At 60.5% G+C, this 15,152-nt stretch carries 14 protein-coding genes; 7 read left to right on the top strand and 7 right to left on the bottom strand.

Annotated features, from left to right (window positions below; genetic code table 11):
* Positions 1–71 precede the first annotated feature (71 nt).
* From ACVWYF_RS03110 to ACVWYF_RS03095, 4 genes are all read left to right on the top strand, one after another.
* Entirely contained in the window at positions 72–857 is a 786-nt protein-coding gene (locus ACVWYF_RS03110) for an enoyl-CoA hydratase-related protein (RefSeq protein ID WP_457064503.1), read from the top strand.
* Entirely contained in the window at positions 854–2,011 is a 1,158-nt protein-coding gene (locus ACVWYF_RS03105; RefSeq protein ID WP_457064501.1) for a 3-hydroxyacyl-CoA dehydrogenase NAD-binding domain-containing protein, read from the top strand. The genes ACVWYF_RS03110 and ACVWYF_RS03105 overlap by 4 nt, the downstream gene beginning before the upstream one ends.
* Before the next feature lie 65 nt (positions 2,012–2,076).
* On the top strand, positions 2,077–4,140 hold the full coding sequence (gene paaZ / locus ACVWYF_RS03100) for a phenylacetic acid degradation bifunctional protein PaaZ (protein ID WP_457064499.1): 2,064 nt from the start codon (positions 2,077–2,079) through the stop codon (positions 4,138–4,140).
* A 140-nt stretch (positions 4,141–4,280) separates the two neighbouring features.
* A complete protein-coding gene (locus ACVWYF_RS03095; protein ID WP_457064498.1) occupies positions 4,281–5,042 on the top strand; it encodes an enoyl-CoA hydratase/isomerase family protein in 762 nt (253 codons plus the stop codon).
* 93 nt (positions 5,043–5,135) lie between these two features.
* On the opposite strand, the gene ACVWYF_RS03090 is transcribed toward ACVWYF_RS03095, so the two are convergent.
* Genes ACVWYF_RS03090 through ACVWYF_RS03070 form a run of 5 tightly spaced genes read right to left on the bottom strand, consistent with a single transcriptional unit; the run spans position 5,136 to position 9,607 of the window.
* Positions 5,136–5,588: a nucleoside deaminase gene (locus ACVWYF_RS03090; protein WP_457064496.1), complete on the bottom strand. Its 453-nt coding sequence runs from the start codon at positions 5,586–5,588 to the stop codon at positions 5,136–5,138.
* Between the two features lie 27 nt (positions 5,589–5,615).
* The gene (locus tag ACVWYF_RS03085; RefSeq protein WP_457064494.1) at positions 5,616–6,035 is read right to left on the bottom strand and encodes a hypothetical protein; all 420 of its coding nucleotides are present in this window, start codon (positions 6,033–6,035) and stop codon (positions 5,616–5,618) included.
* A gap of 47 nt (positions 6,036–6,082) precedes the next feature.
* Positions 6,083–9,103: a PD-(D/E)XK nuclease family protein gene (locus ACVWYF_RS03080; protein ID WP_457064492.1), complete on the bottom strand. Its 3,021-nt coding sequence runs from the start codon at positions 9,101–9,103 to the stop codon at positions 6,083–6,085.
* 45 nt (positions 9,104–9,148) lie between these two features.
* Positions 9,149–9,274, bottom strand: a complete 126-nt coding sequence (locus ACVWYF_RS03075) for a hypothetical protein (protein WP_457064490.1) — start codon at positions 9,272–9,274, stop codon at positions 9,149–9,151.
* Positions 9,275–9,298: 24 nt separating this feature from the next.
* Positions 9,299–9,607, bottom strand: a complete 309-nt coding sequence (locus ACVWYF_RS03070) for a BLUF domain-containing protein (RefSeq protein WP_457064488.1) — start codon at positions 9,605–9,607, stop codon at positions 9,299–9,301.
* Positions 9,608–9,797: 190 nt separating this feature from the next.
* On the opposite strand from ACVWYF_RS03070, the gene ACVWYF_RS03065 reads away from it, so the two are divergent.
* The 3 genes from ACVWYF_RS03065 to ACVWYF_RS03055 all read left to right on the top strand — a co-directional run bounded on the left by ACVWYF_RS03065 (position 9,798) and on the right by ACVWYF_RS03055 (position 13,138).
* Entirely contained in the window at positions 9,798–10,742 is a 945-nt protein-coding gene (locus ACVWYF_RS03065) for a DUF3078 domain-containing protein (RefSeq protein WP_457064486.1), read from the top strand.
* A gap of 151 nt (positions 10,743–10,893) precedes the next feature.
* A complete protein-coding gene (locus ACVWYF_RS03060; protein WP_457064484.1) occupies positions 10,894–12,315 on the top strand; it encodes a hypothetical protein in 1,422 nt (473 codons plus the stop codon).
* 22 nt (positions 12,316–12,337) lie between these two features.
* Positions 12,338–13,138, top strand: coding sequence for a peptidoglycan recognition protein family protein (locus ACVWYF_RS03055; protein ID WP_457064482.1), 801 nt, complete (start codon positions 12,338–12,340; stop codon positions 13,136–13,138).
* Between the two features lie 751 nt (positions 13,139–13,889).
* Here the strand turns inward: ACVWYF_RS03055 and ACVWYF_RS03050 are convergent.
* Positions 13,890–14,084 carry a nucleotidyltransferase domain-containing protein gene (locus tag ACVWYF_RS03050; protein WP_457064480.1) on the bottom strand — a complete coding sequence of 65 codons (195 nt, stop codon included), beginning with the start codon at positions 14,082–14,084 and terminating at the stop codon, positions 13,890–13,892.
* A gap of 35 nt (positions 14,085–14,119) precedes the next feature.
* Positions 14,120–15,145 (bottom strand): Gfo/Idh/MocA family protein, encoded by a 1,026-nt coding sequence (locus ACVWYF_RS03045; protein ID WP_457064478.1) that lies wholly within the window; start codon positions 15,143–15,145, stop codon positions 14,120–14,122.
* Positions 15,146–15,152 lie beyond the last annotated feature (7 nt).

The following is a 15,152-nucleotide window of genomic DNA, read 5'->3' as shown; positions in this document are numbered from 1 at the left end:
CAGTTCGCTTCCCTGCGCCGTTAAAATCGTCCTGACACGCGCACTAAAAATTCGCGCTACTTACCCAATTTATGTCCGAAAACGACCCCCTGATTTTTTCGCTGGAAAACGGCGTCGCCACCATCCGCCTCAACCGGCCCGAGGTGTTCAATAGCATAAATAAGCCGCTGGCGCTGGCGTTTCAGCAGCATCTGCGCGACTGCCAGGCCGATGCCTCGGTGCGCGCCGTGCTCATCACTGGCACCGGGCGGGCCTTTTGCGCGGGGCAGGATTTGGCCGAAATTACTGGGCCTGACAGCCCGGAAGTGGCTGACATTGTGGAGCAGCATTACAACCCGATTATCCTCTTGATTCGGGAGTTGGACAAGCCGGTGGTGGCAGCCGTGAATGGCGTAGCAGCCGGCGCGGGGGCCAACATTGCTCTGGCCTGCGACATTGTGGTAGCCAAGGAATCAGCTTCTTTTATTCAGGCATTCAGCAAGATTGGATTGATTCCCGACAGCGGCGGGACGTACTTCCTGCCACGCCTCATCGGGATGCAGCGGGCCAGCGCCCTGATGATGACCGGCGACAAAGTGAGCGCCGCCGAAGCCGTGCAGATGGGCATGATTTACAAAGCCTTCGCCGACGAAACCTTCGACCAGGACGTGGCCGCGCTGGTACGCAAGCTGGCTGCCATGCCCACTAAAGGCCTCGCCTTCACAAAGCAGCTGCTGAACAGCACCTTCGCCAATGACGTGGCCCAGCAGCTTCGCGCCGAGGGTGACTACCAGCTCCGCGCCGGCAACACCACCGACTACCGCGAGGGCGTCGCCGCCTTCCTCGAAAAACGCCAACCCACCTTCACCGGCCAATGAAAACCATCGGCATCATTGGTTGCGGAGCCATGGGCGCGGGCATTGCGCAGGTAGTGGCCACGGCCGGGCATACCGTGCGTTTGCTCGACCAGCATGCCGGCGCGCTGGAGCGGGCTGTTTCCGGGATTCAGGATAGTCTGCGCAAGCTGGCTGCTAAAGGCAAGCTGACCAGCGAAGCCGCCGAAGCTGCCGCCGGCCGTCTGCATGCTACGGCTGATATGCAGGACTTCGCAGATTGTGAGCTGGTTATCGAGGCCATTGTGGAGGATTTGGGGGTGAAGCAGCAGCTTTTCCGCAAGCTCGAAAGCGTGGTGTCGGCCGATTGCGTGCTAGCCAGCAATACCTCGTCGCTGTCATTGACTTCAATTGCGGCAGCCTGTGAGCGGCCGGAGCGGTTTGTGGGCATTCACTTCTTCAATCCGGCTCCGGTTATGCAGTTGGTGGAGGTGATTCCGGCCGTGCAGACGCGGGCCGGCCTGGCCGAGGAAATGAAAGTGCTGGTAGTCAGCTGGAACAAGCTGGCGGTGCTGACGCAGGACACGCCAGGCTTCATCGTGAACCGGGTGGCGCGGCCGTTCTACGGCGAGGCCATTCGCATCATGGAAGAAGGCATTGCCGACATGGCGACCATCGACTGGGCGATGACCGAGCTGGCCGGTTTCCGCATGGGACCATTCGCGCTGATGGATTTCATTGGCCACGACGTGAATTACCGCGTGACGGAATCGGTGTTTACCGCTTTCTTCTACGACCCGCGCTTCAAACCTTCCTTCACCCAGAAGAGGCTTTTTGAGGCCGGTTACTACGGCCGCAAATCGGGCCGGGGCTTCTATAATTATGCCGCCGATGCGGTAGCCCCCGAGCCCACCCATGACGAAGCCCTGGGCCACCAGGTTGTGAGCCGCATCGTGGCCATGCTCATCAATGAAGCCGTGGATGCGCTGGCCCTGAACGTGGCCTCGGCCGCTGACCTGGAGCTGGCCATGACCAAGGGCGTGAACTACCCCAAAGGCCTGCTGGCCTGGGCCGACGAGTTGGGCCCCGCTACCGTGCTGGCCACCCTCGACGAACTCTACGCCGAGTACCACGAGGACCGGTACCGCGCCAGCCCGTTGCTGCGCCGCAAGGTGCGCGAGGGAAAATCATTCCTGTAGAACACGCTTTAGCTTGTTCATCTCTAATTCTTTACGGGCGCAAGCTAACCCATGCGCTACCTGCTATGACTCCCACCCTCGAAAACTACACCCTCGGCCGCTGGACTTCCGGCGGCAATTCGCCCCAGGAGTTGCTCGATGCCAGCACCGGCGAAGTCATCGCCCTGGCTAACACGGAAGGCTTCGACTTCGAGCAGATTCTCGACTATGGCCGCCGCGTGGGCAACCCCAAACTGCGCCGCATGACCTTCCACGAGCGGGGCCGGATGCTGAAGGCGCTGGCTTTTCACCTGGATAGCAAGAAGGAGCAGTTTTACGAGCTGAGCTACCGGAGCGGCGCGACGCGGGCCGATTCGTGGATTGACATTGAGGGCGGCATCGGCAACCTGTTTGCCAATGCTTCGCTGCGGCGCAAGTTTCCCGATAAGCCGTTTTACGTGGAGGGCGAGCCGGTGGGGCTGAGCAAGGGCGGCACCTTCATGGCCCAGCACCTGCTGGTGCCGCGTGAGGGCGTGGCCATCCACATCAACGCCTACAACTTCCCCATCTGGGGCATGCTGGAGAAAATTGCGGTGAACCTGTTGGCCGGCATGCCCGCCGTGGTGAAGCCCGCCGTGCCCTCGGCTTACCTCACCGAGGCCGTGGTACGCGAAATCATAGCCTCCGGTATCCTGCCAGAAGGCGCGTTACAGCTGGTGGTGGGCTCGGGCCAGGGCTTGCTCGACCACGTCACCTACCAGGACGTAGTGACGTTTACCGGCTCGGCCGCCACGGGCCGCAAGCTGCGCGCCCACCCGCGCATCATTGAAGAAGCCGTGCCATTTACGATGGAGGCCGACTCGCTGAACGCCGCCGTGCTGGGACCGGACGCGAAGCCCGGTACGCCGGAGTTCGACTTGTTTGTGAAGGAAATTCGCAAGGAGATGACGGCTAAATGCGGCCAGAAATGCACGGCCATCCGCCGCGCCATCGTGCCCGAAAATCTGTTGGAGGACGTGCAGATTGCCCTCGGCAAGCTGCTGGCCCAAACCATAGTGGGCCACCCGCAGGCCGACGGCGTGCGTATGGGGGCGCTGGCCGGCCGGGCGCAGGCCGACATCTTCCGCGAGCGAGTGCGCCACCTGGCGCAAAACACGCCTATCGTGTACGGCAACCTTGATAACGTAGAATTGCTGGGCAAGGAGCGCGGCGCTGATTTCGCCAAAGGTGCCTTCACCTCGCCCATCGTGCTACTGAACAAAGAGCCCTTCAAGCACCTCGACAGCCACGAAATTGAAGCTTTCGGCCCGGTGGTGACGCTGATGCCTTACCACGATATCGCCGAAGCCGTGACGCTGGCCAATATGGGCAAAGGCTCGCTGGTGTGCTCGCTGGCGACCAACGACCCAAGCACGGCGCAGGAATTCGTGCTCGGTGCAGCTACGCACCACGGCCGTATTTTGGTGATTAACGGCGAGATGGCGAAGGAAAGCACCGGCCACGGCTCGCCGCTGCCGCAGCTCATCCACGGTGGCCCTGGGCGGGCCGGTGGTGGGCAGGAGATGGGCGGTATCCGGGGCGTAGAGCATTTCATGCAGCGCGTGGCCTTGCAAGGTTCGCCGAGCATGATTACGGCCATCACGGAGGTGTACCAGACCGGCGCGAAGCAGGTGGAATACGACAAGCATCCGTTCCAGAAATACTTTGAGGAGCTGGAAATCGGCGAAACCTATACCACTCACAAGCATACCGTGACCGAGGCCGACATTGCCAACTTCGCGGGCATTTCGGGCGATAATTTCTACGCCCACGTCGATGCAACTTCGTTGGAAGGCACGCTCTTCACCGGCCGCGTGGCTCACGGCTACTACGTGCTTTCGAAAGCGGCCGGCATGTTCGTGGACCCGCGCAAAGGCCCGGTACTGCTGAACTACGGCTTGGACGAATGCCGTTTCACCAAGCCGGTGTACCCGGGCACCACCATCGGCGTGAAGCTGACGGTGAAGGAGAAAGTTGGTCAGGAGAAGCGCGACGAAACCGACATTGCCAAAGGCATTGTGCGCTGGCTGGTGACGGTAACCGATGAAACCAGCGAAACCGTGGCCGTGGCTACCATTTTGACAATGGTGAAGAAAAAGAATCAAGAATAAAATCAATCCAAAAGAACGGTCATGCAGAGCGCAGCGAAGCATCTTGCCCGCCACCACTAATCCTTTCGATTGGATTACTGCTGCGGTAAAGATGCTTCGCTGCGCTCTGCATGACCGTTCTTTTTCAATGCAATTCACCCATGAGCAATACCCTCACCGCCGGCCACGTTCTGGCCGAAACCGATGCCGTCGGCATCACCACCATCACCTTTTTTCACCCTTCGCACAACTCCCTGCCCAGCCGCGTGCTGAATGATTTGGCCCAGGCCATCACCCGTGCCGGGCAGGACGAGGCCACGAAAGTCATCATCCTACGCAGCGAGGGCGACCGCACCTTCTGCGCCGGGGCCAGCTTCGACGAGCTGCTGACCATCGAAACCAAAGAGCAGGGCCTGGAATTTTTCTCCGGCTTTGCGCGGGTAATTAGCGCCTGCCGCACCGCGCCTAAAATCATCATCGGGCGGGTGCAGGGCAAGGCCGTGGGTGGTGGCGTGGGCGTGGCCGCCGCTACCGACTACTGTTTCGCCACCCAGCACGCGGCCGTGAAGCTGAGCGAGCTGGCCGTGGGCATCGGGCCCTTCGTGGTGGGGCCGGCGGTGGAGCGCAAGATTGGTACTTCGGCCTTTCAGCAGCTGGCGCTGGATGCGGGCGAATTTCGCACCGCCGCCTGGGCGAAGGAAAAAGGTTTGTACGCCGAAGTAGTGGAGGATGTAGCGGCTCTGGATGCTGCGGTAGCGGCCTTTGCCGCGAAAATGGCGGCTTACGCGCCGGATGCTACTCGGGCCATGAAACAGGTTTTTTGGCAGGGCACCGAGCATTGGGATATGCTGCTGACCGAGCGCGCCGGCATCAGCGGCACGCTGGTACTGTCGGATTTCACGCGGCGGGTACTACGGAAGTAGCGCTTGCAAACCGGAAGCCGGACGAGAAGAAGCACGTCATGCTTCGGCTGCGCTCAGCATGACGTGCTTCTTAATGCCTGAAAAGACGGGGTCTTATTCCTCCATGATATCCTCGTTCCAGAGGGCGGGCTCCGCTTCGATGAACTCATTCATCATGTCTACGCACTCCTGCAGGTTTAAATCCACTACTTCCACGCCGTGGCTTTCGAGGAAGGCGCGGGATTCGCCGAAGGTGCGCGATTCGCCCACCATCACCTTGGGGATTTTGAATTGTACGATGGTGCCGGCGCACATGTAGCAGGGCATCAGCGTGGTATAGATGACGGTGTCGCGGTAGCTGCGCTGGCGGCCGGCGTTGGTTAGGCAATCCATCTCGCCGTGCTTGATGGCGCTGTCTTCCTGCACGCGCTTGTTATGGCCCTGGCCGATGATTTTGCCGTCGCGCACGAGCACGGAGCCTATGGGAATACCGCCCTGCGACCGGCCCAGGCGGGCTTCGTCGATGGCGGCTTGCATGAATTCGTCTTTGGTGTTCTGGTCTTGCATGAGGTGAGTTGATTGTTATTTATAGCATCAGCTGGCATTTGCCTGATACTGGGTTTCAATTATTAAAAGCTTTTTGCAAATGATGAAGCCATCAAGTCCAGATGTTGAATTTAGATAATAGTACTTGAGTGAATTATCAGCTTTTATACTTTCAAGGGTTCCAACTGAAAAGTAATTATGCATCCTAGCTAGGTATTCTTTTTTATATCTGGCAAAATCTTCAAAACTGTCTCCTACTTCAATGTCAGATAGGCAATTGAAACTATTGAAACCCTCGAAATCCTGCCATTCTACCTCGTCAAACGTTAATTCTGAAATTATGTAATGGTCATCATCAGGTAGATTCCACTGCTTCAACTTCAGGAGCGTTTGTTTGGCTTCGATATCCACTGTCAAACGCTGCAAAATGCCATCATGAAAATTATTAGGCTCCATCACATTAAGCATAATTCAATTTAAATAAAGTATTTCGTTTTGGCGCGCTTTGAGTTTAACTACCGTGCGCAGATGCCTTTGTAGGGGCAATACTCGCACTTGGTGAAGTCGTCGGTTTTGCGGATGGGCTCGGTAGGGTCGAGGATGCGAAGGGCAATTTTACGCACCAAGTCCTCGGAAACGGCCACGAAATCTTCGCCGCCCTCGGTGAGGAAGCTTAGGTCGGCGGAGAGCAGGCCTTCGTCGATGTTGCGGAGCGAAAGGATGGCGGTTTCGGCCGTTTCGCGCCCGGCGGTGTGGGCCAGCATGAGGCGGTAGAGCCAGAGCTGGCGCACCTTGTCGGCGCTGCTGCTGGCTTCGTGCAACAGGCGGTCGACGGCCTCGGTGGGGCTGAGCTTGTCGCGGTAGCCGCGCAGCTGGAGGTCGCTCTTTTTCACGAGGCCGGACTTGTAGTCGACCACGCGCAGGCGGCCGTCGGGCAGCTCGTCCACGCGGTCGGCGAAGCCGAAAAGGCGCACGGCCAATTGCTCGGACTGGCCCGGTACGTCCACGAATACGGTGGCGGCCAGCTCTTTTTCCAGCCCAAATAGGCGAATGGGGAGCAGACCGGGCTGCTCGGTCAGGCTTTCGAGCAGGCGCACCACTAGGCGGGTGGCTACCTGGCCATAGACGTGATTCAGACCTTCATCGGCGCGGGCGTGCTTTTCGGTGGCTTCCTGGCGCAGGGCGCGCTGCACTTCGGCCGGGGCCTGGCGGATGAGTTCGGGAATGTCCTCGGCCGTAATCTGGCGGGCGGCTTGCTCGAAGGGCAGCATGAGGTTTTCCAGCGCCTCGTGTATCATGGTGCCGAAGCTGCTGGCTTCGAGGGTTTCTTCTACCGCGTCGTTTTCATGGAAACGGGCCACTTTCGAGAAGTAGAAGCGCAGCGAGCAAGCCATGAAATCGTTGAGGCGCGAGGGCGAGATGTTGCGCTCCAGCACGCCCCGCAGGGCGGCCAGCATTTCGGGGTCTTTTTCGAGAACCAGGTCGCCTTCGTAGGGATTAACTCCGACTTCGACTTCTGGACCAGCTACTGAAACCGTTAAATCCTCCAGCGTGAGCTGCGGGTTTTGGGGCAGTAAATCGTTCTGCAATTGCAGCAGGAAGCGGCTGCGCTCGCCGCTTTTCATGCCCTCGGCCCCGGGCAGGACGTGCACCAAATCAACTCGCTGGGCACGTTGCAGCAGGCGCCAGAAGTTGTAGGCCGTGATGGCCTCCGCATCGGCGTAGGTGGGCAAGCCGGCGGTGGTGAGCACATCGTACGGAAACAGCGACTGCTGGCGCTTGGGGGCCGGCAGCACGCCCTCGTTGCAGCTGAGGATGATGAGGTGGTCGAAATCCAACGCCCTGGTTTCCAGTAGGCCCATTACCTGCACATCGGCCAGTGGCTCACCGGAGAAGGGCAGTCGGGTGCGGCCCATCTGCTCATACAGGAAGCGGCGGAAGGAGCGCACCGACAGGCGCTGCTCGCGGCAATCAAAGGCCGAATCGAGCTGCTTGACGAGGGTGTAGAACAGGTACAGATATTCGGCACCAATGCTGGTTTCGCGGTCCGTGTCGGCAATTTCGGCCGAATACACCTGGCGCAGCAGGTCGATGACGGTGTAGCAGGCGGCGATGATGTCGTCGCAGTTGTTCCAGGTTTTGAACAGCGCTTCGATGAGCGGGTGGTGCGCGCCCATTTTTAGCAGCTCTTCGGCGGGCAGCAGCACGGCATTCACCCGCACGATTTCGCGGCAAATCTGGTCGAGGATGCCGTGGTACTGGGGCTGGTCGGCCTGCTGGTCTTGCCAGTGCTGGTAGCGGCGCAGGAAGGGGTGCGAGAGTAGCTTCGTGACCGCCAAATGGTGGTAGCGTGGTACCCCGTAGCCCGTTTCCTGGCTGCCCTCGCGGATGCCGGTGAGGTGGACTTCGAATAGCAAATCGACCAGATTGAACAACGGCGTGGCCTGGAAGCTCAGGCCCATGGTCACGTTGTAGTCGGGCACTTCGTTGGGCGGCAGGCCGTGGAGCACGGGCAGGAGCAGGGTCTCGTCGGGCAGCACCACGGCTACGGTGGCGTCGGGGTAGCGCTGGCGGGCTTCGGCCAGGAGCTGGCCGGCCAGCTTGCCCTGCATGCTGGGGTTGGCCACGCCGAGGTAGCGGATGTGGTGGGGCTGGCCGCGCAGGTATTCGACCCAGCCGCCGAAGTTGTCACGGGGTAATTTCCAGTCTTTGAAGTAGCGGCGCAGGTGCTGGCCGGCGCGGTTGGGGGAGCCTTCCTCAAGGTAAAACGGGTCGCCGTCGAAGCGGATTTCGGCGCGGCCGGCCTTGCGCAGCAGTTGAATTAACTTCTCTTCCGAGGCCGATAAATTGCCCAGGCCCACGAAAACGTGCCGGGCCGGCGTGGGCGCGGCTGGGTCTTTCAGCTGCTTCTCAAGCTTCTCCACGGCGCGGCGGTAGGCCAGGCCGGGGTAGGCGAGGTGGTTGGCCAGCATCCGTTTGTTCAACTCGTGGTACACCCGTTCGAGCTGGTTCCAGAAGCTGAAGGAGTGCGCGGCGGCTTGGCTTTTGGGCGGCAGGGCGGCCAGGTCCCAGCGCTCCAGGGCCTTGGCTTCGCTCAGGTATTCGAACACCTTGTGGGTGTTGGCCAGGTTCTGGTCGAGGTTGGAGAAGTCGCTGAGCAGCATCCCGGCCCAGCCCACGAACTTGTCAAAGTCCAGCCCGGTGTCGATGCCCTTCAGGATGTCGAAGAGCAGCAGTTGCAGGGCAATGGGCTCCTCTACCTGCACGCCGGCCAGCTCCACCATGTAGTCTTCCATGGCGGCTACGCGGGGCGCCCACAGCGGCTCACCCAGGGGCAGGGCCAGGGCCAGCTCGTTCTTCAAATACACCACGGCGCGGCGTGTGGGCACGATGACCACGATGTCGGACAGCTCATCGAGCGGACCGGAGCCGTAGTGGTCCAGCAGCTCGCGGGCGGTGGCGGCCAGGAAGGAAACCGGAGCCGCGCCCGGCGTGGCCGGGGCAGCAATTGGGTAGGGGGCGGGCGAAGCAGGCATTGGGGTAAAGATACCAGCCCCGGCAGTAGCACGAAAGCCGCCCCGCTAGATGAGGGGGTGTTCCAGCCAGGGTTCTACCTCACCCTGGGCCACGAAATCGCGCAGCAGCTCCAGCAGCTCGGGGCGGGTGTGGGGGCGCGGCACGAGCAGGGCGGGCGAATCGGGCGGCACGTAGCCCAGCAGGGTGCGCAGGTGTTAGGGCTGCGCCACGCGGAAGCCCATGCGCCAGTCGGCAAAGGCGCGGTGCGGGCAGTAGCCTTCGCTCAATACCCGGCAGCTGAAATGGCGCGGGTCGACGGCGATGTACTGGTGGTATAGCCGCCGCACGGCCTCGGGCGAGCCTTCCAGCACTTGCAGAAATCGTCCGTCGGGCGTGTACAGCAGCAGGCCGGTGATGCCGTCGCGCAGGTTGTTGGCGCGGCACTGCGTGAGTAGCGCGACAAGTTCTGGGGTTTCAAAGGGCACCAGCGATTGGCTCTGATAAATGAGTTGATACAAGCTCATGCGCTTCGGCTAAAAGGATGAAATAACAATGCGCCCGGCAGCGGCTCCCGGCAGCTTTATATTCTTAACCAGTCTTGCGTTATAAATATAGACAAATAGAATAGTATCCGTAATGCCGAGCTTGCGGGCTGAGGCTGCGTGAGCCCGCTACGCCGCCGATATTTACACGCTCAACCAATCCGCTCCTGCCATGAACCAACGTTTCCTCCTGACCCTGGCCGCCTTGGCGCTGGCCGTGCCCACCGCCGTAGCCCAGACCACGCCGGCCGTCATTCCGGCAGCTGCCCCATCTGCCACGCCCGACCCGCTCTGGCACAAGTCCATCAAAACCGGACTTGGCCTCAACGAAGCCATCCTGAGCACCAACTGGCGCGGCGGCGGTGCCAATACCGTCGGTTTTAACGCCCTGTTCAATGCCAAGGCCAACCGCAAAAGCGGCATCCACAGCTTCGACAACGAGGCCGATTTCCTCTTCGCCTTCTCCCAAACAACGGGCCTGGGCTACCGCAAGGGGCAGGACCGCCTCTACCTCGATACCAAATACGGCCGCGCCCTCAATGAGCGCTGGGATATGTTTCTGTCGCTGAACCTGCTCTCGCAATTTGCCCCCGGCTATAAATACGACGTCGACTCCGCCGGCTACGACCGCGCCCAGCTCACCTCCGATTCCTTCGCGCCGGCCTTCATCACGGCCGCTTATGGCTTCGAGTACCATCCCACTACCTACTTCCATGTGCGCCTCGCGCCCTTCGCCCCGCGCCTCACGGTGGTCAACCGCGTCGAACGCTTCGTGGCTGCCCTCGGCGACAAGCCCTACGGCGTGAACCCCGGCCACAGCACCCGCTTCGAGGTGCTGGCCGCGCAGGTGCTGGCCGAATACGACCGCAACATCAGCCCCAACGTCAACCTCAAGGCCCGCTATGTCCTATTTGCCAACTACGAGCACCTGAATTTCCAGGAAATCGACCACCGTCTCGACCTCAGCCTCACCGCCAAAGTGGGCAAGTACATCAATGTGGCCCTCAACGGCATCGTCCTCTACGACTACGACCAGGACCCCGGCGTGCAATACTCGCAGGGCCTCACCATCGGCGTGGCCTACGCCTTCCAGAACTTCGTGGATGCGAAGAAGTAAGTTTCGGTATCAGCGTAATTAAGGGCAAGAGGAAATTTTATCGGATAAAAATGCCATCGGTGTAAAATTGGTGTATATTTCGGCCCCACTTCACTGGGTTTAGTGGCTGAATAAGAAAAATTTAGCCAGTATTCCGCGCCATTTTTTCTGCATGATAAAATCTACCCTTCGCTGGAAACGGCGGCCCGCCGCGTGGCTGGCCGCCGGCTTCCTGAGCCTTGCATTCGCGCTGTGCGCCCGGCCCGGGCAGGCGGCCCCCGGCCCCCCGCCGCGCATTCTGAAGCTCTACAATACCGCCGACCCCAGGCAGGACTCCGTCTTCGCCTTGGACGCCTACATCACGCTGGAGGTGGCGGGCCTGGCCCACTACCTGCACGAAGAGGAAACCCGCCTGATACGGGGCCAGATGGACCCCGCCAAGGCCCGGGCGCAGGCGCGGCGGCTGGTGCTCTACATCGACGATGCCCCGCTGATTGGGATGCCGCCCGAGTCGATGCACACGCTGCCCCCGGCCGATGCGCCGCTCGCTGCCCCGCCCGATTCCGGCCAGGTGGCCGCGCCGGTGGATACGCTCACCAAAATCATTTTCCACCTCACCCGGCACCAAAGCACCAACCCCTACTGGAACGTGGTGTACAGCTCGCCGTGGGAATTTGCCCACCCCGCCAAGATTGGGCTGGGCTACGATGACCGGGTGATTACCAACATGTACCCGCAGGAACCCATCCGGCTGAAGCTGGTGCGGCCGGTGGCGCTGGCCGTGGCCCTGGCGGTGGTGGCGCTGCTGGCGCTGGCCATTGTGCTGCTGGCCCACAAGTCGTGGCTGCTGCGCAACTCGGTGCCCAATTGGAACTCGCCGGTGGGCAAGGAGCCCATGTTCAGCCTGGCCAAGAGCCAGCTGGCGTGGTGGACCTTTCTGGTGCTGGGCTCCTACCTGCTCATCTACTGCGTGACGGGCCAGATGACGAATATTTCCACCACCACGCTGGAGTTGCTGGGCATCAGCGCGGGCACGGCCGGGCTCGGCGGCCTGCTGGGCCAGCCCGCCACCAGTGCGCTGGCCCCGCCGCCCCCGCCCAGCCGCGGCTGGTGGCTCGATATGCTGACCGACGACCAGGGCGTGAGCATCCACCGCCTGCAACAGGTGGCCTTCACGCTGCTGCTGGGCTACCTGTTCATTCGCACCGTGTACAAAACCGTGGCCCTACCCGAGTGGAACGAGAACGAAATCCTGCTTCTGGGCATCAGCAGCGCCACGTATCTGGGCCTGAAATCGCAGGAAAACAAGACGCCGGACAATCAGTTGACAACGGCGGCAGCTACAACGTTTGGCCCGCTGGCCAAAGACGCCGGAATGGCTGCCGCCCCCGCCGTGGTGGTGACGGTGAACACGGACGGAGCCGCCGCCGCGCCGGATGCCGGAATGGCCGGCGAAACTCCCGCCGAGTCATCGGCCGACCCGGTGACCGGAGCCGTGCAGTTCCGGGCCGAGGAGGACATGGGGCCGGATGCGCCCGCCAACGACCCCGACACCTTGGACCCGACCGAAAATCCGAACCAGATTCCCGGCTGATTTCCTTTTTGATTTCCTTGCCATGCGTTTGTTTCCCGACCTCGAATATCCCATTCTGGCCCGCTACCTCACGGCCCCCAGCAAGCGCCGGGCGGGCCTGCTCATGCGCCAGAAAGTGCGGTTTCTGGTGGTACACGACACCGGCAATAGCGGCTCGACGGCGGCCGGCAACGTTAGCTACTACCAAGGCTCGCGCAATGCCGTCAGTGCCTCGGCGCACCTGTTTGTCGATGACCGCCAGATTCTGGAGTGCGTGCCCGCCCTCACCGGCCCGCCCGAAAAGGCCTGGCACGTCCTCTACAGCGTCAGCGAAGACAACCGCCGCTACGGCTGCAATGCCAATGATGCGGCCATTGGCGTGGAATACTGCTTCGGGCCAAACATCAACGCCGACGAAGCCTACCGGCGCTACGTGTGGGTGCTGGCCTACGCCTGCTGGAAATTCAAGCTCGACCCGGCCCGTGACATCGTGGGCCACCACATCCTCGACCCCGCCCGCAAAACCGACCCCAAATCGGGCCTCGCCCGCAGCCACCGCTCCTACGCCCAACTGCTGCTGGACGTGCCCGCCGCCTACGCCCGCTACACCGGGGAAACTGTCACCCCGCCCGCCCCGCTGGCCGAAGTGACGGGCACCGTCACGGCGCGCACGGCCATCAATGTGCGGCGGGGTGAGCCGTTCCGGCGGGCACCCGCCCGGCTCATTCCGGCCGGCACCAAGCTGCCCTTCCTGCGCACGGTGCAGGGCGAGCGCGTGAACGAAAACGCCGTGTGGTACGCCCTGCCCAACAACGAGTTTTGCTGGAGCGGGGCCGTGGTGTGAATCTGCCGTGCCGCCCGTGGCCAAAGCATAACTCTTAGTAGCTGACGAAGCGCCGGGGCTGGGAGGCCCCGGCGCTTTTTGGTGGAGGGCGGCCGGTGCAGTGTGCGTTGCCCTCCAATAGCATAATTAATTCCGAGGCTTCCGTTCAGGATGGTATTTGAAATAATCTGGACGAGCCAACGTGTTCCAAATAAACTTATATCCCGATTCCATAACTTCTATACCAAATGGTCTTTTTAAATAAAATAAATTGTCAGGATTTAGTATGAATAGCATAGATATTCCTGATATAATAATTGTTGGTATTAAAATGACTGTAAGCGCGATTTTCTGAATTGTTTCATTGAAATTCAGATTTAATCGGCTGATTACAAGAACGAATGCCACCCAGAATGAAAAGTATACTGCAAAATCAATTAGAAATTCAATCAAGAAAAATTGCTCAGACATTGAAGTGTGGAATATTTTGCAAGTATAAGGCAATGGGAACCCGTAAAAAAACTCGCCAGTGCCATCAACTACTAACGCATACCACCATTTGTCAAAAGTTATAAATGAAATAAGCGAGAGCAAAAAAGCGTATTTCCATTTTAATTCAATGGCCCGCTGGATATCAAACAGGTGTTTATGTCATTGCGGCGTCATAAATTAATTGTTTGGTGCGTTCGATTTCGGTTTTAAGAAACGGGTTTTGCAAGGAATCCGGCGTGAGTAAATCTACCCGCTGCTGCAAGAGGGTTTCCAACTCTGCTCAGAGAGTGAGCAAGGTTTCGCCTTGTTCCAGCGGGGCCATGGGCAATAGGATAACTAATGCGTCCACGTCGCTCCGTGCGGCATTAAAATGCGCCGTCACGGCTGACCCAAACAAGTACAGCTGCTGCACCCGCAAGCGGTGGCACAGTGCCTGCAAAAGCGGTAGCAGCGGTAGGATAGTGGCGTGTAGCATATGGCTAAGTTACGGAAAATGAACGGTGCGGAGAGCTACCGCAGGGCGTAAATCCGCTCAATTATCTCTACCACTTTCAGGCCTTCCAGCGCGTTGGTGGTGGCGAAGCTGCGGCGTTGCACGGTGTCCACCACGTTTTCGATTACCTGGACGTGGTTGGCGGCCGAGCCTTGGAAGGGGCCGTAGTCGTTGGCGGGGCTGGTGGGGGGCAGCGCGGGCAGCTGGTAGTTTTCGAGGTGGCAGTATTCCACCTTGTCCATGTACTGGCCCGCGATGCGCAGGCTGCCGCGCTCGGCTACTACCGTGAGGGAGCTTTCGAGGTTGCGGTCCCACACGGCAGTGCTGTAGCTGAGCGTACCACTGCCGCCGCGCAACAGGTCGAACGTGACGAGGCCGCTGTCCTCAAACTCGGTCAGGCCCTCGTGCGTGAAGTCGCGGAAGCGGGCCGAAATGTTGGTAATATCGCCAAACACCCAGTACAGTAAATCGACGAAATGGCTGAACTGGGTGAAGAGGGTGCCGCCATCCAGGGCCTGGGTGCCCTTCCAGCCGCCGGGCTTGTAGTAGCGCGCATCGCGGTTCCAGAAGCAGTTCAGCTGCACCAGAAACACCTGGCCCAGGCGGCCCTCGTCGTACACCTGTTTCAGCCAAGCGGCGGGGGGCGAGTAGCGGTTTTGCATCACGCCAAACACCAGCTTGCCCGTTTGCAGCGCCGTATGCACAATGGTTTCGGCATCGGCCTTGTGCAGGGCAATGGGTTTTTCGATGACGACGTGCAGGCCGTGGCGCAGGCCGGCCACCGCTTGCGGGGCGTGCAGGCCGTTGGGCGTGGCCACGGTGAGCACGTCGGCCGCCGGGCCGGATTGCAGGTATTCTTCCAGCGAAGCGAAGAAGGGCACGCCCGCAAACTCGGCTGCGAGGCCGGGCTGAAGGTCGGCGCGCACGTCAATCAAAGCTGCCAGCGCGGCACCCTCGTGGCGCGAAACCAGCGCCGCGTGGCGGCGGCCAATGTGGCCCACGCCGCAAATGGCAAAACGAACTTCAGGGGTAGCGTTACTCACAAAACCG

The organism is Hymenobacter sp. UYAg731 (assembly GCF_054061335.1).
This window is presented reverse-complemented; position numbering and strand designations above follow the sequence as displayed.